General features: G+C 72.7%; 18 protein-coding genes, 1 tRNA gene and 1 pseudogene. 12 read left to right on the top strand and 8 right to left on the bottom strand.

The window, feature by feature from the left end; translation table 11 throughout:
- Nucleotides 1–330 precede the first annotated feature (330 nt).
- Nucleotides 331–912, top strand: a complete 582-nt coding sequence (locus ACIP4Z_RS19770; RefSeq protein WP_401309677.1) for an HD domain-containing protein — start codon at nt 331–333, stop codon at nt 910–912.
- Here the strand turns inward: ACIP4Z_RS19770 and ACIP4Z_RS19765 are convergent.
- Nucleotides 900–1,367: an NUDIX hydrolase gene (locus ACIP4Z_RS19765; RefSeq protein WP_401309674.1), complete on the bottom strand. Its 468-nt coding sequence runs from the start codon at nt 1,365–1,367 to the stop codon at nt 900–902. The two genes, ACIP4Z_RS19770 and ACIP4Z_RS19765, sit on opposite strands and share 13 nt — an antisense overlap.
- Complete coding sequence (locus tag ACIP4Z_RS19760; protein ID WP_401309672.1) at nt 1,354–2,127, bottom strand: XRE family transcriptional regulator; 774 nt, start codon at nt 2,125–2,127, stop codon at nt 1,354–1,356. Before ACIP4Z_RS19760 ends, ACIP4Z_RS19765 begins: the two co-directional genes overlap by 14 nt.
- Before the next feature lie 98 nt (nt 2,128–2,225).
- On the opposite strand from ACIP4Z_RS19760, the gene ACIP4Z_RS19755 reads away from it, so the two are divergent.
- From ACIP4Z_RS19755 to ACIP4Z_RS19725, 7 genes and pseudogenes are all read left to right on the top strand, one after another.
- A complete protein-coding gene (locus ACIP4Z_RS19755; RefSeq protein ID WP_401309669.1) occupies nt 2,226–2,918 on the top strand; it encodes an HAD family hydrolase in 693 nt (230 codons plus the stop codon).
- Between the two features lie 108 nt (nt 2,919–3,026).
- Nucleotides 3,027–3,932: a radical SAM protein gene (locus ACIP4Z_RS19750; RefSeq protein ID WP_401309666.1), complete on the top strand. Its 906-nt coding sequence runs from the start codon at nt 3,027–3,029 to the stop codon at nt 3,930–3,932.
- Complete coding sequence (locus tag ACIP4Z_RS19745; protein ID WP_401309663.1) at nt 3,925–4,563, top strand: hypothetical protein; 639 nt, start codon at nt 3,925–3,927, stop codon at nt 4,561–4,563. The genes ACIP4Z_RS19750 and ACIP4Z_RS19745 overlap by 8 nt, the downstream gene beginning before the upstream one ends.
- A complete protein-coding gene (locus ACIP4Z_RS19740) occupies nt 4,481–5,149 on the top strand; it encodes a class I SAM-dependent methyltransferase (RefSeq protein ID WP_401309660.1) in 669 nt (222 codons plus the stop codon). Before ACIP4Z_RS19745 ends, ACIP4Z_RS19740 begins: the two co-directional genes overlap by 83 nt.
- Nucleotides 5,150–5,156: 7 nt before the next feature.
- Nucleotides 5,157–5,744: a class IV adenylate cyclase gene (locus ACIP4Z_RS19735; protein WP_401309657.1), complete on the top strand. Its 588-nt coding sequence runs from the start codon at nt 5,157–5,159 to the stop codon at nt 5,742–5,744.
- Nucleotides 5,745–5,760: 16 nt separating this feature from the next.
- Nucleotides 5,761–6,078: a hypothetical protein gene (locus ACIP4Z_RS19730; protein WP_401309654.1), complete on the top strand. Its 318-nt coding sequence runs from the start codon at nt 5,761–5,763 to the stop codon at nt 6,076–6,078.
- A gap of 133 nt (nt 6,079–6,211) precedes the next feature.
- Nucleotides 6,212–6,637, top strand: a pseudogene (locus ACIP4Z_RS19725) (tyrosine-type recombinase/integrase); the annotation flags it as partial.
- A gap of 73 nt (nt 6,638–6,710) precedes the next feature.
- Here ACIP4Z_RS19725 and ACIP4Z_RS19720 read toward each other — a convergent pair.
- The 5 genes from ACIP4Z_RS19720 to ACIP4Z_RS19700 all read right to left on the bottom strand — a co-directional run bounded on the left by ACIP4Z_RS19720 (nt 6,711) and on the right by ACIP4Z_RS19700 (nt 14,575).
- Nucleotides 6,711–6,784, bottom strand: a tRNA-Thr gene (locus ACIP4Z_RS19720).
- Between the two features lie 107 nt (nt 6,785–6,891).
- Nucleotides 6,892–8,457: an alpha/beta hydrolase gene (locus ACIP4Z_RS19715; protein WP_401309651.1), complete on the bottom strand. Its 1,566-nt coding sequence runs from the start codon at nt 8,455–8,457 to the stop codon at nt 6,892–6,894.
- Between the two features lie 96 nt (nt 8,458–8,553).
- Nucleotides 8,554–9,702 carry a hypothetical protein gene (locus ACIP4Z_RS19710; RefSeq protein WP_401309648.1) on the bottom strand — a complete coding sequence of 383 codons (1,149 nt, stop codon included), beginning with the start codon at nt 9,700–9,702 and terminating at the stop codon, nt 8,554–8,556.
- Nucleotides 9,703–10,167: 465 nt separating this feature from the next.
- A complete protein-coding gene (locus tag ACIP4Z_RS19705; protein WP_401309645.1) occupies nt 10,168–11,379 on the bottom strand; it encodes a DNA polymerase III subunit delta' in 1,212 nt (403 codons plus the stop codon).
- Between the two features lie 871 nt (nt 11,380–12,250).
- Nucleotides 12,251–14,575: an asparagine synthase-related protein gene (locus ACIP4Z_RS19700; RefSeq protein ID WP_401309642.1), complete on the bottom strand. Its 2,325-nt coding sequence runs from the start codon at nt 14,573–14,575 to the stop codon at nt 12,251–12,253.
- A 970-nt stretch (nt 14,576–15,545) separates the two neighbouring features.
- On the opposite strand from ACIP4Z_RS19700, the gene ACIP4Z_RS19695 reads away from it, so the two are divergent.
- The 3 genes from ACIP4Z_RS19695 (at nt 15,546) to trmB (ending at nt 19,567) form a co-directional block, all read left to right on the top strand.
- Nucleotides 15,546–16,961 (top strand): MFS transporter, encoded by a 1,416-nt coding sequence (locus tag ACIP4Z_RS19695; protein WP_188283634.1) that lies wholly within the window; start codon nt 15,546–15,548, stop codon nt 16,959–16,961.
- 278 nt (nt 16,962–17,239) lie between these two features.
- A complete protein-coding gene (gene lhgO, locus ACIP4Z_RS19690; RefSeq protein WP_355336277.1) occupies nt 17,240–18,490 on the top strand; it encodes an L-2-hydroxyglutarate oxidase in 1,251 nt (416 codons plus the stop codon).
- Nucleotides 18,491–18,649: 159 nt separating this feature from the next.
- A complete protein-coding gene (trmB, locus tag ACIP4Z_RS19685; protein WP_401309639.1) occupies nt 18,650–19,567 on the top strand; it encodes a tRNA (guanosine(46)-N7)-methyltransferase TrmB in 918 nt (305 codons plus the stop codon).
- Nucleotides 19,568–19,927: 360 nt separating this feature from the next.
- On the opposite strand, the gene ACIP4Z_RS19680 is transcribed toward trmB, so the two are convergent.
- The gene (locus ACIP4Z_RS19680) at nt 19,928–20,137 is read right to left on the bottom strand and encodes a hypothetical protein (protein WP_401309636.1); all 210 of its coding nucleotides are present in this window, start codon (nt 20,135–20,137) and stop codon (nt 19,928–19,930) included.
- Between the two features lie 10 nt (nt 20,138–20,147).
- On the opposite strand from ACIP4Z_RS19680, the gene ACIP4Z_RS19675 reads away from it, so the two are divergent.
- Complete coding sequence (locus ACIP4Z_RS19675; protein ID WP_401309633.1) at nt 20,148–21,380, top strand: PrsW family intramembrane metalloprotease; 1,233 nt, start codon at nt 20,148–20,150, stop codon at nt 21,378–21,380.
- The last annotated feature ends 377 nt before the right edge of the window (nt 21,381–21,757 follow it).

The raw sequence follows: 21,757 nt of genomic DNA, 5'->3' as shown, positions 1-21,757 counted from the left end.
CGTGCGTCCGCCGTCCAGGTTGGCAGCATCTGCCGCCGTTGGCTCCTGGAACAGGAACACATCACTGATCTCGCAACGGCTCCTGGGCACTGGCCAGCCCGGGAACCACAGTAATCTCGTCCCCGGAACTGGTCCTTCCGCAGACACCTGCCACGCTGTTCAGCAACGGCCCCGGCGACCGACTCCACGGGACCTGCACCGTGCCGGGAATTACCCACGACCCAGGCGGATCCCCTGCGCCAGTGCGTGACCAACCCAACTGCTACGCAGGGCAGGTGCACACCTCAGGCAGACTGCATTGCCCGGGGTCGTGCCGTGCCCCGATGCAGTATGAGTTCAGAGCTACGGCTGGAGGCTCGCTTGACCAGGGAACAGCTAATTGCTCAGCACGAGCTTGCAGGCCCGCTGCCGAGGCGTTGGGCACACTCTCAGGGCGTTGCAGCACGCGCTGGGACGCTAGCCGAGATCGTCGGCGACCGCGCGGCGCTCATCAATTCGGCGGCGGTGCTGCATGACGTCGGGTACGCACCTCGGCTGGTGGTCACCGGGTTTCATCCGTTGGACGGGGCGCGGTTTCTGCGGGATGAGCATGGGGTTGATGAGCGGGTGACGCGGTTGGTGGCGAATCATTCGTTCGCGTTGTTGGAGGCGGAGGAGCGGGGGTTGCGGGAGGTGCTGGAGGCCGAGTTTCCGCTACTGGAGGACCAGTTGTTGGTGGATGCGCTGGTGTATTGCGACATGACGACGACGCCTGACGGGGAGCCGACCACCGCGCCGGAGCGGGTGGCCGAGATCGTAAGCCGATACGGGGCGGACAGCATTGTGGGGCGGTTCATTCGGCGGGCGGAGCCGGAGATCTACGCGGCCGTGGCGCGGGTGGAGGCGGCGATGGGGAACGCTCAGCCGAGGTAGGGGTATGTGCCGGCGAGGTAGTCGCCGATCTGCTGGCGCATGCTGGGGTGGATGTCGTACGCGTCGAGGTCCTTCGGACTAACCCAGCGGACGCCGTCGGCCTCGTCGTTGATGGTCGGCTCGCCGCCGACCGGGCGGCCGATGTAGGTGTTCTCGTACTGCTGGCGGATCTCGCCGTCTGTGTAGGCGATGATGTGCTTGGGGTTGGTGTAGACGCCGAGGAAGCCGGTGATCTCGGCGATGATGCCGGTCTCTTCGAGACATTCGCGCACCGCGCACTGGGCGGCGGTCTCGCCGATGTCCTGGGCCCCGCCGGGCAGCGCCCACTGGCCGGTGTCGCGGCGGCGCTGGAGGAGGATCGCGCCGGTCTCGTCGACGACCAGGAGGTTGCTGGCGGGAATGAGGGTGTTGGCCTTGGGGGCGTTGGGGTCGTTGTAGTACTCAGTCCTGCCCATGCGCGGTGGCCTCTTCCCGGTCGGGCGTCCAGGGGCGTGCGCCGGCCCAGACGGCGTCGAAGCTGTGAGCGTACGTGTCGAACCAGCCGTTGGTCTCTGCCCACTTGAGGAGGAGGACGGGATTGGCGCTGGCGGGCTGGCCGTAGATGTGCGGGTTGGCCAGCAGGGTGTCGTCGTAGCGGAATAGCGAGGTGTAGAGCGTGGTGTCGTGCACCCGCACCTCGCAGCCCGCCACCGTTAGCAGCGAGCGGTAATACGTCAGCGAGGCGCGGATCTTGGCGGCCAGGGTGTCGCCGATGCCTTCTTCGCGGCCCCGGATGGAGACTGATTGGCCGCTCGGGTCGCCGAAGCACAGCCGTACGCGGACGCCGTCGGCGGCGCGGGCGGCGAGCATGCGGGCGACGTGCGGGTTGCTCTGGGCGAAGAAGGTGCCGCAGAAGACGAGGACGTCGATCTGTTCCTGGGCCTGTTGGAGCAGGCCCAGCCATATCTCGCGCGGGACGCTGGCCCGATTCGGGTACGTGCCGAGCAGCTCCGTGCCCTGGGTGGCGGCCGCCGGCCTACTCAGGATCTGCGGGGCGGGCCAGAGGAAGGTCTCCTCCACACGGAGGTGTTGGGCTACGCGGTGGCGGTGCCGGGGGTGGGGGATGCGTCCGCCGAGCCAGCGGCCGACGGTCTTGGGGTCCACCTCGCACGCTTCGGCGAGCAACTCGGGCGTGACGCCACGCTGGGCGAGTACGGAGTGGAGTCGCTCGTTCACAGAAGCCATACAAGTGCAGGGCCCGGCATGGGAGCAAGCCCGATCGGGTTGGACGCCGGCGGAACCGGTCGTTCCCGCGTGGCGCCTACGCTGGCCGTATGGCGCTCATCGTCCTGTGGGACATCGACCACACGCTCATCGACAACGCCGGTGTGAGCAAGGAGATTTACGCCACCGCGTACGAGGCCGTGACGGGAAGCCGTCCAGTTGAGGCGGCCGTCACCGAGGGGCGTACGGACCGCCTGATCATGCGGGACATGTTCGGCCGGAACGGTGTGGCCGAGCCCGAGTGGCCGGACGTCGAAGCCGCGCTGGTCCGGGCGGGAGCGGAAAGGCTAGGAGCGCTTCAAGCTCGCGGAACAGCGCTGCCCGGAGTGCAGGACGTCCTCAAGGCGGCTGCCGCACAACCGGGTTGGGTCTCCTCCGTGCTGACGGGCAACATCGCCGCCAACGCCCGCGTGAAGCTCTCGGCATTCGGCCTGGACGCGCTCCTGGACCTGCCCGTTGGGGCGTACGGCGCCGACGCCGAGGAGCGTCCGGGCCTGGTGGACGTCGCCCGCCGCCGCATGCAGCGCGACCGCGGCCTGCCCGCCGGGGCTCCCGTCGTCCTGGTCGGCGACACGCCCCGGGACGTCGAGGCCGCCCTGACCTCGGGTGCGCACATCATCGCCGTGGCCACCGGCGTCGACAGCCCCGCCGCACTCGAAGCCGCCGGCGCCCCCGTCGTCCTGCCCGACCTGGCGGACACCGACCGCGTCCTTCGCCTCCTGGAGGACATCGCGCGAGCCTGAAAACTTCCCAGGACGTCCTGGGCGCGTCCCTTTACGCGGTGACGCGGTCCCGTGCAGCCCGGCCACGATCAGGGCCTCAACCCAGGCACCACGCCCAGGGAGGTCACCATGATCACGGAGATCACCGGCATCAAGACGATCCGGATGCTCTACCTGCAACTGCTCTACCGCTGCAACTTCGGCTGCCAGCACTGCTTCCACGGCGAACGCCTCCAGCACGCAGACGCGTTCACGCTCGAAGAGGCCGTCACGCTGATGCGGCTGATGCACAAGGAGTACGGCACCGAGGCCGTCAACCTCCTTGGCGGCGAGCCGTTCGTCTACGAGGACTTGCCCGAGGTCGTCCGTTACGCCAAGCAGGAGCTGGGCCTGCACGTGGAGATCTGCACCAACGGTTACCGCATCGAACGCCGCCTCACCGAGATCGCCCCGCACCTCGACCTTCTGCGGATCTCGCTGGAGGGCAACGGCGCCACCAATGACGCCATCCGTAAGTTCGGCAGCTACCAGGGCGCCCTGTCCGCCCTGGCCCACGCCCGCGACCTTGGCATCCCCACCGGCGCCACCATGACCGTCAACGCCCGCAACATCGAAGAGGTGCTGCCGCTCGCCCACACCCTCCAGGACTACGGCACGCGGCAGTTGAAACTCCACCACCTGCGGCCGGTCGGCAACGCCGCCCACCACCCCGAACTCCTCATCAGCGGCACCGCCGCGTACGGCCGCCTGCGCGATCAGCTCCGCACCGCCGACAACCTCACCATCGAGGTCATCGTGGACGAGGACCTGTCGGAGGACGGCGCACCCGAGGTCTGCGAACCGCTCAGCGGCACCGCCGCCATCCCCCGGATCGAGGCCGACCCGCGCGGCGCACTCACGATGTCCTGCAAGGCGGTCGGCAAGGACGCGAACGCCTTCTGGTACGACAAGGAAGCCGGGCACGTCGTCCACCGGCCCTCCGCCACCGACGAACTCGCCCTCGCCGTGCCCGGCGTGGTCTACGCCCGTGCCTAGGCAGCCGCTCTTCGAGAGCCTCGAAGGATTGCGCGGCACCGGGAAATCCACCGTCGCACCGCTGCTCGCAGCAGCCCGCGGCGCCGCCCTCGTCCTCACCGTGCCTGCGCAATACCAGCCGCTGCGCCGGGAGATCGACGCACGGGACAACGTCGAGGCCCGCATGGCGTTCTACCTCTCCGCGCTGTTCGCGGCCACCGACGACATCCGCGCGCACCTGTCCGCCGGCACCCCGGTCGTCGTGGACAGCTACTTCGCCCGCTGCTTCGCCAACCACCGCGCCTTCGGCTCCCGCCTCGGCATCACCCTGCCGCCGGACCTGCCGGAGCCGGTCACGTACAGCCTCGTCTGCGGCGAGAACGAGCGCCGACGCAGGCTCGCCGCCCGCCACAAGCCGACCTCACGCTGGGACGGCCTCGCCGAAGAGGTCGCCGAGCAGATCACCCACGCCTACGCCCCCTTCCCGATGCACCGCGTGGACACCACGGGCCGCACGCCCGAACAGGTCGTCCACGCCATCCTCGACGTCACTGCCCAAGGAGTCAGCGGTGCAGACCCTGAGCCGGTGGGAGCACACCCTCACCTTCTTCCCCCAGTTCCGCGCGGCCCTGTCGGAACACGTCGGCCCTGATGCCACTGTGCTGGTGATCGGGGCGAGCGACGGCAGGCTGGTGATGCCGTTGGCGGCAGCAGGACACCGTGTCACCGCGGTCGAACGAGACCCGGTCGCTCTTCGGGGTGGTCTCGTCAGCCTGCCCGACGGCACCGAGGCCCACGCCCCCGGCCTGACCGAGCGGCTTCAGCAGGAAGGACTGGCCGATCGCGTGAACATCGTGGAAGGGGACTTCCTCGACGCCGGTCTGCCCTGCGACGCGCAGTACGACGCCGTTTGGACGAGCTGTTCCTGGCATTACAGTGCCAACCACCACCGCCCCCTGGCCGACTTCATCACCCGCATGCAGGGCCTGGTGCGCGTCCACGGTCTGTTCGGCGCCGAGTTCATGATGCCCGTCACGGCCCGGCACCACCTGAGCGAGCACTGCACGTCCGCCGAGAAGCTCAGCCCGCTCTTCTCCGACGGATGGAACATCCAACTGACTCTGAGATCAGGCCAGTACGTCGAACGTCCGCACATCGGTCAGCCCCACCTGCACACCCACCGCATGGGCCTGCTCCTGGCGACCCGCACCAACCCTGTGACCTCTGAAAGGGCATGAAGCGATCATGAAGCACGAGTACGAAGCGAAGTTCCTCGCCGTCGACGTCGCCGGACTCCAGGCCAAGCTCGCGGCTCTCGGCGCGGTACAGGCGTTCCCCCGTACCCTGCTCACCCGGAAGATCTTCGAGAGCGACGTCCTCGACGGCTCCCAGTGGGTCCGCCTGCGCAACGAGGGCACCCGCACGACCCTCACCCTCAAGCAGGTCACCGACGCCACGTCCATCCACGGCACGACCGAGATCGAGACCGAGGTCGGCGACCTCCACGCCATGGCCGAGATCCTCACCAACCTCGGCCTGCGCGAGGTCCGTTACCAGGAGAACTTCCGCGAGGAATGGCAGCTCGGCGACGTAGCCTTCGACTTCGACACCTGGCCCGACCTCCCCACCTTCCTGGAGATCGAAGGACCCGACGAACCCTCCGTCCGCGACGCCGCAGCCCGCCTCGACCTCGACTACGCGAACGCCCGCTTCGGCAGCGTCGACGCCATCTACAAAAGCGAAGCCGATCGCGACATCCTCGCCGAACCGACCCTCCTCTTCTCGGACGCCGGGAAGAACGGCGAGCCCGCGACGGCCTCGCAACGTCAGTGATTGCCGGAGCACAGCCGTGCTGACGGAACTCTCCCTCCAGCATCGCGTCATCCCCGGGATCGCCGCCTTCGCCCGCGGCGGCCTCCCGGAACCAGCGACGACCGACGACGGGAATGACTGGACCGACGGCTACTGCTGGCTGTTCTGCGGCCAGCAGTGGACCCGCGTCCTGTGGATCGGCCCGGCGAACGTCGCCGGAGCCCAGGCACCGATGTACGCCTGCGGCCCCTGCATCAACGAACTCCAGGAACGGGTCTGGCAGGCAATCCTTCTCACCGACGGCCCGGCGCAGCCCGGTTCAGTCCACCGCCGGAGCCGGGACGCTCGCCAGTGAGGGCCGGTGGCGCGCGGCACCGACGTCGCCAGGCTTGACTTGGCAACTGTTCGCCCGGCCCGGATGGAACGGCTGCGGTCAGGTCCGCTGAGCAGCCCTTCTCTCGGAGGGGTCCACCGCATGGTGGACCCCTCCGAGCTTCACCCAGGAGGACGGCTCCTGGCTGCACCCCGGCAAGGTCACCGACCTCTTCGAGCGGCTTGTCGTCGCCTCCGGCCTGCCACCGGTCCGGCTGCACGACCTCCGCCACGGCGCTGCCACCCTCATGCTCGCTGCCGGCGTCGACGTGAAGGTCGTCTCCGACACCCTCGGGCACAGCGACACCCGGATCACGCGCGACATCTACCAGAGCGTCCTCCCCCAGGTCGGCAGAAACGCAGCCGAAGCCACCGCCAAGCTCGTCCCCCTCCAGCGCAAGGCCGAGGCGGAGCAGGCGCGGAAGACCGCGAAGGAATCCCAGGCCAGGGCCAAGAAGAAGGCCAGCGGAAGAAGCCCAAAACCTAGATCCAAAAGCGCTCCGCTCACGCATCGCTCACGCAAGCCGTCCAGCGCCGTCTGAGCGGCCTGACGCGGCGGGCCCCCGGACAAGGAAAAACCCCAGGTCACGGCGAGTGAGTCCTGGGGTTCTTCGGAGCCGCCTTCGGGATTCGAACCCGAGACCTACGCATTACGAGTGCGTTGCTCTGGCCAACTGAGCTAAGGCGGCGCGCTGCGCCTTGATGCCAAGGGTGGCAGGCGCAGCGGCGCCAAGTCTACAGGGTTCCGGGGGGTGGTTCGGACCGTTGGGGGATCAAGGGGGGTGCAGGTCAGGGGTTAGGTGCACTTCTGGTCTTTGGGGGGGACGGTGTCGTCGAGGAGGTAGGCGTTGACGGCGGTGTCGATGCAGTCGGAGCCGCGGGCGTAGGCGGTGTGGCCGTCGCCGTCGTAGGTGAGGAGGTGGCCGGAGGAGAGCTGGGAGGCGAGGGAGACGGCCCAGGCGTACGGGGTGGCGGGGTCGCGGATGGTGCCGACGACGAGGATCGGGGCGGCGCCCTTGGCCTCGATGCGCTGGGCGTGGCCGGTGGACGGCAGGGGCCAGTAGCCGCAGATGAGGGAGGACCAGGCCAGGGTCGTACCGAAGTGCGGGGAGGCGGCGCGGAAGGAGGGGAGGGCGCGTTCGACGTCGGCCGGGGAGGACAGGGCCGGGGGCAGGTCGAGGCAGTTGACGGCGGCGTTGGCGTACATCAGATTGCTGTACTTGCCCTTGTCGTCGCGCTCGTAGTAGCTGTCGGAGAGCTTGAGCAGCGGGCCGCCGTCGTCCTTGAGGGCGCTGGCCAGGGCGCCGCGCAGGGTCGGCCAGGCGCCCTCGTCGTACATCGCGGCGATGACGCCGGTCGTGCCGAGGGCCTCGGTGAGCGGGCGGCTGGTGCCGGTGGAGAGCGGGTGGCTGTCCAGGGTGGCGAAGAACGCGTCGAGGTGCTTGCCCGCGTCGTCGGTGGACGTCGTGCCGAGCGGGCAGTCGGAGCGCTTGACGCAGTCCGCCGCGAACGCCTTGAAGGCGACCTCGAAGCCGCCGGCCTGGGCGCGGCTGCTCTCCAGCGCGCCGACGGAGGGGTCCATGGCGCCGTCGAGCACGAGACGGCCGACGCGCTGCGGGAAGAGCCCGGCGTAGGTGGCCCCGAGGAAGGTGCCGTACGACTTTCCGACGTACGTCAGTTTCTGGTCGCCGAGCAGCGCGCGCAGGATGTCCATGTCGCGGGCGGACTCAACGGTCGAGACGTGGCCGAGGATCTTGGCGGAACGCTTCTCGCAGCCGTTGGCGAAGCCGCGGTCGGCGGTGACGAGCTTGTTGACCTCGGCGTTGTCGTCGGGCGTGGTGTCGACGGCCGTGAACGCGTCCATCTGCGGGTCGCTGAGGCATTCGACGGGCTCGCTGCGGGCGACGCCGCGCGGGTCGACGGCGGCCATGTCGTACCGCGAGGTGACCGCGGTCGGGTAGCCGAGGGCCGCGTACTGGAGGTAGTCGATCGCCGAGCCGCCGGGGCCGCCGGGGTTGACCAGCAGCGAGCCGAGCCGTTTGCCCGGGCCTGTCGCCTTCTTGCGGGCGACGGCGAGCCTGAGGTCGTCGGCGGTGACGGGGTGCGCGTAGTCCAGCGGGACCTTCATGGTCGAGCACTGGAAGCCGGGGACGCCGCAGTCGTGCCACGACAGCTTCTGTCCGTAGTACGGCGCCAGGTCCGCGGGGCTCTCGGACGGCAGCGGTTTGAGCGAGGTGGTGGCGGGGACCGGCGACGACGCCGCGGCCTTGTGCCCGCCCCCCTCTGAGGTGCATGCGGACAGCAGCAGTCCGGTCACCGCGATCACGGTGGCCGGGATGCGGAGCAGGCGCTTGGAGTGCATCGGCGGCTCGGATCCTCCCGTCGGGTGCTTGCGAGCGTATCGGCCGGGGGGCGGGGACAGACGCTCAAGCTGTCCCCTTACGAGTGATACGCACGATTATGAGCGTTTGAGGGGGGTGGGGGTGGGCGCCGCCCCGGTCGCGGCGTGGGCTTCCGGTACGGCTGTCGCGTGACCGGTCTTCGATACGGCCGAGGTGCCGGGCGCCTCCGGTACGGCCGAGGTGGCGCGCGGCTTCGATACGGCCGAGGTGTCGCGCGGCTTCGATACGGCCGAGGTCCCGCGTGCCCTCGATACGGCCGAGGCGGCTTTACGGCTCGGCCCCTCCAGCTTCTCCGTCAGATACCCCGCGACCAGCGCGTACATCTCGCGCCGCACCCGTACGCCGTCGATGATCCGGACCTGGTCGCCGCGCGGGCGCAGGGCGGCGCGCAGGCGCAACGCCGAGGCGCGCGGGGCCAGTTCGCCGGTGGTGGCGGCCAGCAGCAGGGCCGGATGCGGGCCCGCGGCCGGGGCGAGCGGCGGATACGTACCGGAGATCCCGGCGGCGGCGCGGTACCGGCCCGGGTGGCTCAGCGCCTCGTGCACCGCGCAGGGCGCCTGCGCGCCGAGGCCGATCACGGCGTGCGCGCCGCTCGCGGGCAGCGCGCGGAAGTGGCGGGCGGCCTCCGCCAGGACGGCGACCGGGTCCTGACCGCAGTCGCGCGGCATGACCAGCAGGAACGGATTGGCCAGGCCGCGCTTGGCCTGTACGGCGAAGCCCTCGAAGAGGTCGGGGGCGCCGGTGGCGGGCAGGTGCGCGAGGACGACGGGGTACGCGAGGCTCGCCGCGCCCGCCGACTCGTAACGCGGCGGCAGCCAGACGCGGATGCCGTCGCGCAGTTCCATCAGGGTGCCGCCCGCCGGGTGGCCGACCGTACGCATCTCGGGCGCCGGCGGGGCGGGTGCGGGGGTACGGCTGGGGGCGGGCGGCACGGTGGTCGTGGCCTCGCCCGACTCCCCGGCGGGGGCCCGGTCGGCGCGGCCGGTGTCGCGGGAGTCGCTGAGCAGCGGCACGGCGAGCGACAGGGCGGTGAGCGCCGCGACCCCGGCCGCCCCCGCGCGCAGGGCGGTGCCGAGGCGGTCGGCGGGCAGTTCGTACGGCCGCCCGGCGCGCTCTGACCACCAGTGCCGCAGGGCGCGGTGGGCCAGCAGTACGGCGGCGGCGGTCGCCGCGAGCAGCAGGACGGACAGGACGACGTCGGCCACGGCGGAACCCCTCGGGTGCGGGTGCGCTCCCGCTGGGACGGTGCGGCCGGGTACGGGGAGCTGGTCCTCGGGCCGGGGCCTTGGACCAGGTTCCTGGGCCTGGGCCTGGGCCTTGGTCTTGGACCGGGGCCTTGGGCCGGACCCTTGGGCCTGGTCGGGTCCTCGGGTCGGTCCTCGGGGTGGGATGACCCCCGGGGCGGTTGGTGATTCCGTACGGCGGCGGAAGCGCGGGAACGCTGTCTGCACCTTGCAACGGCTGCGGGCCGTGGGGTGGGAGACGTTACGGGGGCGGGGGCGGGATCACCCGGACGGACCAAGGGGGTGCCCTTCCGGCGGACGAGCCCCGGACCGCCGGGGTGCCCTTCCGGCGGACGAACCCTCCGGCCGCCGGGGCCCTTCCGGAGGACGAACCCCGGACCGCCGGGGACCCTTCCGGCGGCCGGACCCCGAGCCGCGGCTCGGCCCTCAGCCCGCTCGTAGCGCCAGGGTCATGGCCTCCACCGCCAGCAGCGGGGCGACGTTACGGTCCAGGGCGTCGCGGCAGGCGAGCACGGCCTCGATCCTGCGCAGGCTGTTCTCCGGCCGGGACGACGACGCGATCTGCTCGATGCCCTCGCGGACCTCGGTGTTCGCGATGCCGACCGCCGAGCCGAGCTGCAACGACAGCACGTCGCGGTAGAAACCGGCGAGGTCGGTGAGCGCGAGGTCGAGCGTGTCGCGCTGCGTACGCGTCGAACGCCGCTTCTGCCGGTCCGCCAGCTCCTTCATCGCGCCCGCCGTGCCGCGCGGCATCCGGCTGCCCGCGCCCGCCGCCGCGCCGAGGGCCGCCCGCATCTCCTCGGTCTCCTTGCCGTCGACCTCCTCCGCGACCGCCTTCGCGTCCTCCTGCGCCGCGTCCACCAACTCCTGCGCCGCGCGCAGGCACCCGCCGATGTCCGCGACCCGCAGCGGTACGCGCAGCACCGCGGCGCGGCGGGACCGTGCCTGCTCGTCCGTCGCCAGCCGCCTCGCACGCCCTATGTGGCCCTGGGTCGCCCGCGCGACCCGCTCCGCCAGCGCCGGGTCGATGCCGTCGCGCCGCATCAGTACGTCCGCGACCGCCTCGGCCGAGGGCGTACGCAGGCTCAGCAGCCTGCACCGCGAACGGATCGTCGGCAGCGCGTCCTCCACCGACGGCGCGCACAGCAGCCACACCGTGCGGGGGGCGGGCTCCTCGACGGCTTTCAGCAGTACGTTGCCCGCGCCTTCCGTCAGGCGGTCCGCGTCTTCCATGACGATGACCTGCCAGCGGCCTCCGGCCGGGGACAGCGCGGCGCGCCGCACCAGGTCACGGGTTTCTTTGACGCCGATGGAGAGGAGGTCCGTGCGGACGAATTCCACGTCGGCGTGGGTGCCGACGGCTGTGGTGTGGCAGCCGTCGCAGAAGCCGCAGCCGGGGGCGGCGCCGAGGGCTCGGTCGGGGCTGACGCATTGGAGTGCGGAGGCGAAGGCTCTGGCGGCGGTGGATCGGCCCGAGCCGGGGGGGCCGGTGAACAGCCAGGCGTGCGTCATTCTTGACGCCTCGGGTTGTGGACGGCCTTCTTCGTGGGCCGTCACCAAGGCGTTTGCGTCTGCCGCCGCCGCTGATAGCTCCGCGACTACGCGCTGCTGGCCGACGACGTCGTCCCATACCGTCATGTCGACCTCCCTTCGCCTTGTCCCCGTCGTTTCCCCGAGGACCATTCTGCGTCACCCCACTGACAGGGGTGGGCGCCTTTGCGGTGCCTGGGCCTTCCCACCCGCCCACCCGTGCGGGTGCTTTCTTCGTCTGCGGGTGCCGCCTGTGCCTGGTCGGTCCCGGCCCGGGGCACCTCCTCGGGCGACGAACCTGCGGCCACCTCCACTCGCTTCTGCCCTTGCCCGTTCGTCCCCCTGCGGGGGCACCCCGCACCGTCCCCTCCGGTCCGTCGGCGCCCGCCTGTCCGCTGTGGCTGAGGGGGGGGAGGGGTGGCAGGGGGTGCGGCCCCTGCGCGACCGACCGTCCACCCGGGGCGGCGGACGGGGGTGGGTGGGGTGCCGGACCTGTACGCCAGACGGTCCGTGGGGGTGGCCGGGCAGGGGGGTGGGTGGGAACCCGGCCCCTGCGCCCCCCGACCTCCCGGCGGGGCGGGCGGAAGGGGGCCTCACACCACCCCCTCCAGCCTGGTGGGGGGAGGTGCGGGACCTAAGGGGTGAGGGGTGTCGGAGTGGGGTGGGCGCAGGGGCGTCGTGGGGCGCTGGGGGAAGGGCCCCCACCGGGAGGGGCCACCGGCGCAGGGCGGCACGCTGAGAAGACCCCCTAACCTCCCCGGCAACCCCCACCGGACAGGCGGACGCCGACGTACCGGGAGGGGACGGGCCGGGGTGCCCCCGCAGAAATGCGGTGACAAGAAGGGTGCCGGATGAGCAAAGAGCAGGTAGCCGCATTTCGAGGAGGTGCCCCGGACCGGCACCGACCAGGCACAGGCGGCACCCGCAGACGAAGAAAACACCCGCACGGGTGGGCGGGCGGGAAAAGGAGATGGCGAGGTCAGAGGGAGAGGCGCTGGACGCCGGAAGAGAGGGCGCGGGGATCAGTGGGAGTGGCGGGATCGGTCCAGCACGACCCCCTCCGCGCAAGCAGCCGCCGCAGCCAGACCTCAGTGGCGACAAGGTCGCCCAACCCGTCGAGATCCGCCGGCACCCCACCCCCGTCGGCGACAGCGACCAGCGCGGAGCGCACCACCCGAGCGTCGATGAGCCCGGCATCGGCAAGCAGCGGCGCGTCAAAAAGGTCCAGAAGGTCGTCCAGCGCCAAGCGCAACCCCGTGCGGGCCGCCGCGGCAGCGGTGGAGTGGGAGTTGGCGCCCCACCCCGGCGGCAGGTCACGGACCCCGGCGCCTTCGAGGACGTCGCGCAGGACGTCGGCCCGGGCGCCGGGCCGTACGCGAAGGGCGCCGGGCAGCGCCCGGCAGGCCCGGACGACCTGGTTGTCGAGGAAGGGCGCGTGCAGCCGCTGGCTGGGCACCGCCGCGGCCTGCTCGAAGGCGCGGAAATCCGCGGCGGTACGCGCCAGCACGGCGCGGGCGCGCCGCTCCCCCGGCCGGTCCATCGGCCACGGCCGCCGCGCGGCGTCCTGGAGGCGTACCGACACCTCGGCCAGCGCCTCCCCGGTGAGCCAGCGGGCGGCGGGCCCCGGCCGTACCCAGGTCATCGCGGCGAGGGACGCGGCCAGCGGCCCACTGCCGGCGGAGCCGAACTCATGCCGCTGGAGCCGCGCCGCCGCGTCCTCCACACCCTGTTGATACGGGGTGCGGGCGAGCCGCCGGGCGGCGCGGTAGACGGTGATCGGCACGGTGAAGGGCACGAGCGCCGGGTGCCCGAGGGCCCCGTCGGCGCGGGTGAGCGCGGCCACCGGCCGTACGAGGTGGCGGCGGCGCCGGTCCATCAGGAGGTCGGCGAGCCGCGCGGGATGCGCGTCGAGGACCTGCCGGGCGCCGTATCCGATGAGGTGGTCGGCGCCGCCCGCGGCGAGCCGCCGCCGGTTGCGTTCGGCGTCGACGAGGGAGGGGGCGGGCTCGTCGGTGAGCGCGCCGCCGCCGAGGTCGGCGTACGGCAGCGCCTCGGGGCCGCCGGGGACGACGACGTGCCGCAGCCGCGGGTCGGCGCCCATGATCCGCGCCCGCTCCAACTGCGCTTCCCTGGAGTGGAGTCCGCCGCCCGAGGGCTCCCCGCCGGAGGACCCCGGAGGTCCGCCGCCCGCGAGGTCGTTGAAGGTGACGGCGAGCAGCCGCTCGCCCGCGAGGGAGCCGGGCGCGCCGGGCAGCATGCCGGGGTTGCCGGGCAGCCCCGCGGCGAGCAGCGCGAGCGTCGCGGAGGCGCTGCCGCCGGAGAGGTCGGCGCCGATGCCGGGCGCGGGCCCGTCCCCGGGGTCGGGTACGAAGCGGGCCTGGGAGAGCCTGGCGCGTACGGCGTCGACGAGCGCGTCCCGTATGCCCTCGACGGCCGCGGTGGCGTCGGCGTTGTTGGTGGGCTGGTGGCCGACGGCCAGCGAGGTGGTCTGTTCGTAGCCGCTGATCTCCGGGGCACCGTCGCGCAGGATGAGCGCGTGGCCGGGCGGGACGCGGCGGACGCCGAGGTACGGGGTGCCGTCGCCGAGCGCTTCGGGCGAGTCGGGGCAGGCGAGGAGCGCGGCGAGGTGGGTGACGTCGAGCCCGGCCTCGATGAGGTCGGCGAGCGGGAGGGCGGCGGTCGCGTACGCCGTACCGCCCGCCCAACGGGTGTGGAAGACCGGCCTGGCACCGGCGAGGTCGCCCAACACGGTGATGCGGCGGCCGAGTTGGAGTACGGCGGTGTAACTGCCCGACCAGGCCGTCAGATGGCGCAGCGCGCCGCCGCGGGCGGCGACCAGGCCGAGCCGCAACTCGGCGTCGCTGGCGCCGCATCGGCCGAGTACGGCGAGCCGGGCGACGGTGTGCGGGGCGCCCCCGCCGTGCCCGTTGCCATGGGAGCCGTTGCCGTGGGAGCCGTTGCTGTGGGAGCCGTTCGAACCGCCGCCGCCCCGGCCGCCGTTGCGGTACGCGCCGCCGTCGCCGTACGCGGCACCCGCCCCGCCGTACGTGTCGCCGTAACCGTCCCCGTAGGCCGCGCCCGCGGAGCCGTACGCCGCACCTTTGCCGCCGCCGAAGGCGTACGCGGCGCCGCCGCCCGGATCGGCCTGGACGACACGGACCTCGTCGGGCCGCCAGTCACCGACGGCCCACAGCGGATCCGGTTCCGACCACAGGAGTTGGGCACCGACGGGCAGGAGCGTACGGGTCCTGCTGCCGGGAACGGGACCCGCGGTGGCACTGCTCCACCCCACCAACCACCGCATCGCCGCCTCCACAGGCTGTGGACAGCCGGTACGCGGGGGGCCGCTCTGCCGCCGCCCCACTGCTCTACCGCTTCGCTGCCACGTCTGACGTCCGAAAGACCATGCTGCCACGTGAAGGCGCGCAAAGCGGCGCATGGGTGCACCAAGGAGCGCCGGGTCGCGCGCTGAGGGCAGCCGCGAGGCGAGTGTGAAACACGCATCAGCCGAAACGTCTGATTCGCGCCAAAGTCTGCGGCACATGCCGGAGTTGATATGCCGGAAAGCCACGTACGCGACCAGGGACCGGTTGAGGACCGTTCGAGGTCGGCATGCGGGACATTAAGGGCACGTTCCGGCGCGGGCGGGGGCGGTGAATGTGGTGAAGGAGACAGTGGTGAGGGCCGTGGAGAAGGTGTGGAGCAGGTGTGGACCGCTGGTGGAGCACCTCCCGCGGACGCCGGGCGGCGCGGGCGGGGCCGGGCGCGGGCGCGCCGTCGCGGAGAGGCTTCGGCGCAAGGGGAGGTCCACGGCCCGGGAGGGCGCTGACGCACCTCCCGGGCCGGTCCGCCGCCCGCGGGGATTGTGGCAACGGAACCCCCTGGCCCGCCGTACCACCGCCATAGCCGCCTGCCGGGGCCGCGGGCCGACCCACGGACCCTATGCAAGCGCCGCCGTCCCGGACGGCACAGAGCGCACGGCCGGGCGCACGGCCACATATACCGGGAGCACGGTCCAATGAGGTGGCGAGTAAGGGGCAGGAATCTCGCCATCCGGGACGAGACTCTTAACGGTCGGGATGCGGCGAACTACGCTGGGTGTACCCGGTTCGCACACGTACGCGCGGCTCGGGTGTCCGGCGCATGCGCCGCACCGGCCGCCGAGCGGTCACCGCGGTGGCTGAATCGGGCTCCAGGGGAGGGTGACCCCCGTACCCCACGACAAGACCAGGCCGGCCGGCCTGCCCCCCAGCGGCATCACGAGGTGAACCGCAGTGAACAGAGAACACCGCGGGCCGAACGAGAAGCTCGGCACCCTTCTCGCTCTGGCGGGCATCAGCAACGCCGGACTGGCCCGCAGGGTCAACGACTTGGGCGCCCAACGCGGCCTGACCCTGCGTTATGACAAGACGTCGGTCGCCCGGTGGGTGGCCAAGGGCATGGTCCCGCAGGGCGCCGCGCCGCATCTGATCGCGGCGGCGATAGGCGCCAAGCTCGGCCGTCCCGTGCCGCTGCACGAGATCGGTCTGGCCGACGCGGACCCGGCGCCCGAGGTCGGTCTCGCCTTCCCGCGCGATGTCGGCGAGGCGGTGAAATCGGCCACCGATCTGTGGCGGTTGGATCTCGCCGGACGGCGCGGACCCGGCGGCACCGGCATCTGGCAGAGCTTGGCCGGATCTTTCGCAGTGAGCGCTTACGTGACCCCCGCGTCGCGCTGGTTGATCACCCCCGCGGACGCCACCGTGGCCCGCGACGCGCCCGCGCCGGGCATGAACCACGTCGGTCACAACGACGTGACCAAGCTCCGCGAAGCCGCCGAGGACGCCCGCCGCTGGGACTCCAAGTACGGTGGCGGCGACTGGCGTTCGGGCATGGTCCCGGAGTGCCTGCGGGTCGAGGCGGCGCCCCTGCTGCTCGGTTCCTACAGCGACGACGTGGGCCGCGCGCTGTTCGGCGCGACCGCCGAACTCACCCGCCTCGCCGGGTGGATGGCCTTCGACACCGGCCAACAGGAGGCCGCCCAGCGGTATTACATCCAGGCGCTGCGGATGGCCCGCGCCGCCGCCGACGTACCGCTCGGCGGTTACGTGCTCGCCTCGATGTCGCTCCAGGCCACGTACCGCAACTTCTCCGACGAGGGCGTCGACCTCGCCCAGGCCGCTCTGGAGCGCAACCGCGGTCTGGCGACCGCCCGCACGATGAGCTTCTTCCACCTCGTGGAGGCCCGCGCGCACGCCAAGGCGGGCGAGGCCGCCGCCTGCGGGGCCTCGCTGGCCGCCGCGGAGGCGTTACTCGAGCGCTCCCGCGAGGGCGACGCCGACCCGCAGTGGCTCGGCTTCTACTCCTACGACCGGCTCGCCGCCGACGCCGCCGAGTGCTACCGCGACCTGCGCGTCCCGCGCCAGGTGCAGCGCTTCACCGAGCAGGCCCTCGCCCGCCCCACCGAGGAGTTCGTCCGCTCCCACGGCCTGCGCCTGGTCGTCTCCGCCGTCGCCGAACTGGAGTCCGGGAACCTGGACGCCGCGTGCGCCGCGGGCACCAAGGCCGTCGAGGTCGCGGGGCGCATCTCCTCGGCCCGCACCACGGAGTACGTCCGCGACCTGCTGCACCGCCTGGAGCCGTACAACGACGAGCCGCGGGTGCTGGAGCTGCGGGAGCGGGCCAGGCCCTTGCTCGCGGCTCCGGCGTAAACGATTCAGCCGGGCGGGACGGCAGGCGCGGGCGGGCGGACCGGCGGCGCGGGCGGGCGGACCGGCGGCGCGGGCGGGCGGGCAGCGTGGCCGCGCCAGAAGCGCGGGAAGGCCGACAGCACGGGCGTACCGGCAGCGCGGATGCGCCAGCAGGACAGGTGTGCCCAGAAGCGCGGGTGTGCCAGCAGCGAATTCCGGGCCGTCCGGCGGTTTCCGGCCGGTACGGCGTTTGAGGAGCGGGCCGCCGGGCTATGAGGGCCCCACAGGCAGGAGGCGTCATGACCCGCAGCACCGCACCCGCCTCCCGCCCGGAGGATGTCCTTGTCGTGGGCGCGGGCATCATCGGCCTCTCCACCGCCTACGCGCTCACCCGCGCCTCCCCCGGCATCCGCGTCACCGTGCTGGAGAAGGAACCGGGCCCCGCGCGCCACCAGACCGGCCGCAACAGCGGAGTGATCCACAGCGGCATCTACTACCGCCCCGGCTCCCTCAAAGCCCAGTACGCGCTGGCGGGTTCGGCCGAGATCGGCAAATTCTGCGCCGAGCACGGCATCCCGCACGAGACCACCGGCAAGCTCATCGTCGCCACCGCCCAGGCCGAACTCCCGCGGCTGCACGCCTTGGTCCAGCGGGGCCGCGAACACGGCATCCCGGTAAGGGAGTTGGGCCCGGCCCAGATCGCCGAGTACGAGCCGAAGGTCGCGGGGCTGGCCGCCATCCACGTCGCCACCACCGGCATCTGCGACTTCCGCGAGGTCGCCGCCACCCTGGCCCGGCTGGCCGGGGACGCGGGCTGCCGGGTCCGCTACGGCGAGCGGGTCCGTACGATCGAGCGCCGCGCCGACGGCCTGGTCGCCGTCCGCAGCAGCGACGCCGAGGGCCGCCCGCGCCCCGAGATCCGTACGAAAGTGCTGGTCAACTGCGCGGGGCTGCACAGCGACCGGATCGCGGAGCTGGCCGGGGACGACCCGGGCATGCGGATCGTGCCCTTCCGCGGCGAGTTCTACGAGCTGATCCCGGTCCGCCGCGGGCTGGTGCGCGGTCTTGTCTACCCGGTGCCCGACCCGGACTTCCCCTTCCTCGGCGTCCACCTGACCCGCGATGTGCACGGCGGCGTCCACCTCGGTCCGAACGCGGTGCCCGCGCTCGCCCGCGAGGGCTACCGGCGCGGCACCGTGGGACTGCGCGACCTCGCCGCGACCGCCCGCTTCCCCGGCACCTGGCGGATCGCCCGCCGCCACTGGCGCCAGGAGGCGGGCGAGATCCACCGCTCGCTGTCCAAGCGCGCCTTCACCGCCGACGCCCGCCGCCTGCTGCCCGCGCTGCGCCCCGGCGACCTCGTCCCGGCCCCCGCCGGAGTCCGCGCCCAGGCCGTACTCCCCGACGGGACCCTCGTCGACGACTTCCTCTTCGCCGGGACCGCCCCCTTCGTCCACGTCCTCAACGCCCCCTCCCCCGCCGCCACCGCCTCGCTCCCGATCGGCCGCGAGGTCGCCCGCCGGGCCCTGGAGGCCCTGCGCGCCGCGTAGCCCCGCGGACGGCGTTTCACGGTTCGCGCCTGCGCCCCCGGCCGCCGTACGGCCCCGGACCTGGCCTTACGCGGCGCGTCCGCGCACCGGTACGTGAGCCCGTACGCCGCTGGCAGCCGCGCCGGGGGGCCGCGGGCGCCCCGTAGAATCGACGGCATTGTGTCCACGTCACCCACTCCCCCCGCCACGCGTACGAGCGCGCCCGCCGTACGCGAGACCGATGCCGTAGCCCTAGCCGTAGCCGTCTCCGTCGCGGAAGCCGACACGGAAGCCGACGCCGCATCCGTCACGGAAGCCGACGCCGTATCCGTCACGGAAGCCGTTGCCGGAAAGGCCGTCTCCGGCGTCGGCAGGCAGCAGCGCTTTCCCAGCGGGCCCGCGCCCGATCCGGCGGGGTCGCGGGAGGAGCACCGGATCAGGTCGTTCCATGCCCGGCGGGGGCGGATCACGCAGGCGCAGGCCGCGGCGATCGAGCGGCACTGGGAGGCGTGGGGGGTGGAGCTGGACGGCGCGCCGCTGGATCCGGGCGCGCTCTTCGGCGACCCCGAGCCGCCCGTGGTGCTGGAGATCGGCTTCGGGATGGGGGACGCCACCGCCGCGATGGCGGCGGCGGACCCGGCGACCGGCATCCTGGCCGTCGATGTGCACACCCCCGGCCAGGGGAATCTGCTGGCGCTCGCCGACCGCCTCAGCCTGACGAACGTCCGCGTGGCCAACGGCGACGCCGTCGTCCTGCTGCGGGACATGCTGCCGCCCGCCTCGCTCGCGGGCCTGCGCGTCTACTTCCCCGACCCCTGGCCGAAGGCCAAGCACCACAAGCGGCGGCTGATCCAGCCGGACTTCCTGGCCATGGTGCTGCCGCTGCTGCGGCCCGGCGCGGTCGTGCACTGCGCGACGGACTGGGAGCCGTACGCCGAGCAGATGCTGGAGGTGCTGGCGGCGGAGCCGGGGCTGGCGAACCGGTACCCGGCGGAAGGTTTCGCCCCCCGGCCGGACTTCCGGCCGATGACGAAGTTCGAGCGGCAGGGGCTGGCGAAGGGGCACGTCGTACGCGACCTGCTGTTCACCCGTATCTGAGGGAGGCGGCGGGGGGCGTCCTGCGTAGGCGCGTGGGGCGCGGCGTGCGTACGGGCGCGGGGCGCGACCGGCGTACGGGCACGGGGCGCGTACGGGCGCGGGGCGCGTACGGGCGCGGGGACGTCCGGCGTACGCGACCGGCGCGCGCTCCGGGAACCGTCTCCTGGCCCGCCCCTGGTCTCGTCCCTGGCCCGGTCCCTGAGCCGCCGCCGGAACCGCCCCTGACCCGCCCGTTCGGGCCGGGCAGCGGCGGTCACCTGCGCGAACCGATGCCGACGCACCCTCGCGTACGGCCGCCCGGCCCCCGTACTGTCGACGGGTGTCCACGTTTTCGCACCCGGCTGCCGGGGCCGCGGGTCCTCAGGAGGCCGCTGCCCTGCCCGCGTCGGGGTCGCCGCCCGGGTCCGCCGCGCCGGGACCGCAGTCCGGGACCGCCGGGCCGCCGCCCGGATTCGCGCCCGCGCCCGCTCCCGAGACCTGGCAGTACGCGCCCCGCCGTCCGTTCTGGGAGAGCCGGGCGGTCCGTACGGGCGCGCTGTTCACGGCGTTGGCCGTCTGCGGTGTGATCATCCTCGCGGTCGTGCGCCAGCACATAGGCACCGAGAGCTTCCTGGTCGGCCTGGTGCTGGCCGTCCTGCCGGTGCCGTTGCTGGTCTGGGCGTTCCTGTGGCTCGACCACGTGGCACCGAGCCCCTGGCAGAACGTGGTCTTCGCCTTCTCCTGGGGCGCGTGCGCGGCGACCCTCGTCGCGCTGTTCGCCAACGAGTACGGCGCCAAGCTGATCGCCACGACCTTCTCCGCGACTCCGACGCAGACCGACCACTGGGGTGCGACTTTCGTCGCGCCGCTGGTGGAGGAGACGGCGAAGGGCGCCGCGCTCCTGCTGCTCTTCCTCTTCCGGCGCCGTCACATCGAGTCCGTCGTGGACGGCATCGTGCTGGCGGGGCTGGCCGCGACCGGCTTCGCCTTCACCGAGAACATCCTGTACATCGGCTCGGCCTTCGGCGAGGACAAGGCGCTCGGCTCCTCCGTACTCGACTCGGCGACCGCCGCGACCTTCTTCGTCCGCGTCCTGATGACGCCCTTCGCGCACCCGCTCTTCACGGCGATGACCGGCATCGGTTTCGCCATCGCCGCCACCAGCCGCCCGCGCAGTGTGTGGCGCTGGCTCGCGCCGCTCGGCGGCTGGCTGCTCGCGATGGTGCTGCACGGCCTGTGGAACAGCTCCTCGATGCTCTCGCCCGTCGGCTTCCTGACCATTTACGTGGCCGTCATGATCCCGGTCTTCGGCCTCGTCGTCTGGCTCGCCTTCTGGGCCCGCGCCCGCGAGTTGCGCACCATCCGCACCAACCTCCCCGTCTACGCCGCCGCCGGCTGGCTGACGCTGCCCGAGCCGACCGCCCTGGCCTCGATGAAGGCCCGCAGCCAGGCCCGCGACACCGCGCGCCGCTACTACGGCGAGAGCGGGGCGCGCGCGGTACGCGACTACACCGCCTTCGCCACGCACCTCGCCTTCCTGCGCGCGGCGGCCACCCGCGGCATGCCCGCGCCTGACTTCACCGCGCGCGAAGCCGAACTCCTCCATCACCTCTGGCAGCGCAAGTCCCTGGTGCGAATCCCGCTCGCCCAGGCCGCGACGCCCCACCTCCCGCCCGCCGCCTGGGCGGCGCCCTTCCCGCATCCGCGCCAGGCCCCTATGTGGGGTCCCCGGCCGTGGGACGGCCAGGCGCCCGGCCAGTGGGGTGCGCCCGGCGCATGGCACGCGCAGGCACCCGGCACGTGGGGCGCCCCCGGACCCGGCAAGCACCGATAATCTCCGCGCGAGCCTGCGCAAGAGCCTGGCTCCAGCGACTCGGCCCGCAAGGCGTCGAACACCGTAGCCGCCCTGCTGTGCGGGACGCGGGACGACGAACGCCGGTGAGTTCCTGCGCGCCGACCTGGCCGCCGCGTGCGTCGACACCACGCACCTCGTGGTCCACCCCGCGCCGTCGGGGACGGCTGTGGTGATCGTCGAGCGGGGTACGGGCGACAACTCCACCGTGCTCCCCAAGGCGCCAACCTGCCGCTGCCCGTCGCCGTCTCCCGCCCTTACCCGCACGGGCCCGGAGCATCGGTAGGCTGACGGCCCCGTTAGCGCGCCCAGCACGACTGCGCCTTCGGCGACGGCAACGTCCCCGTCGGCCCCGGCCG

Source organism: Streptomyces sp. NPDC088910 (assembly GCF_044749865.1).
GTDB lineage: Bacteria > Actinomycetota > Actinomycetes > Streptomycetales > Streptomycetaceae > Actinacidiphila.
This window is presented reverse-complemented; position numbering and strand designations above follow the sequence as displayed.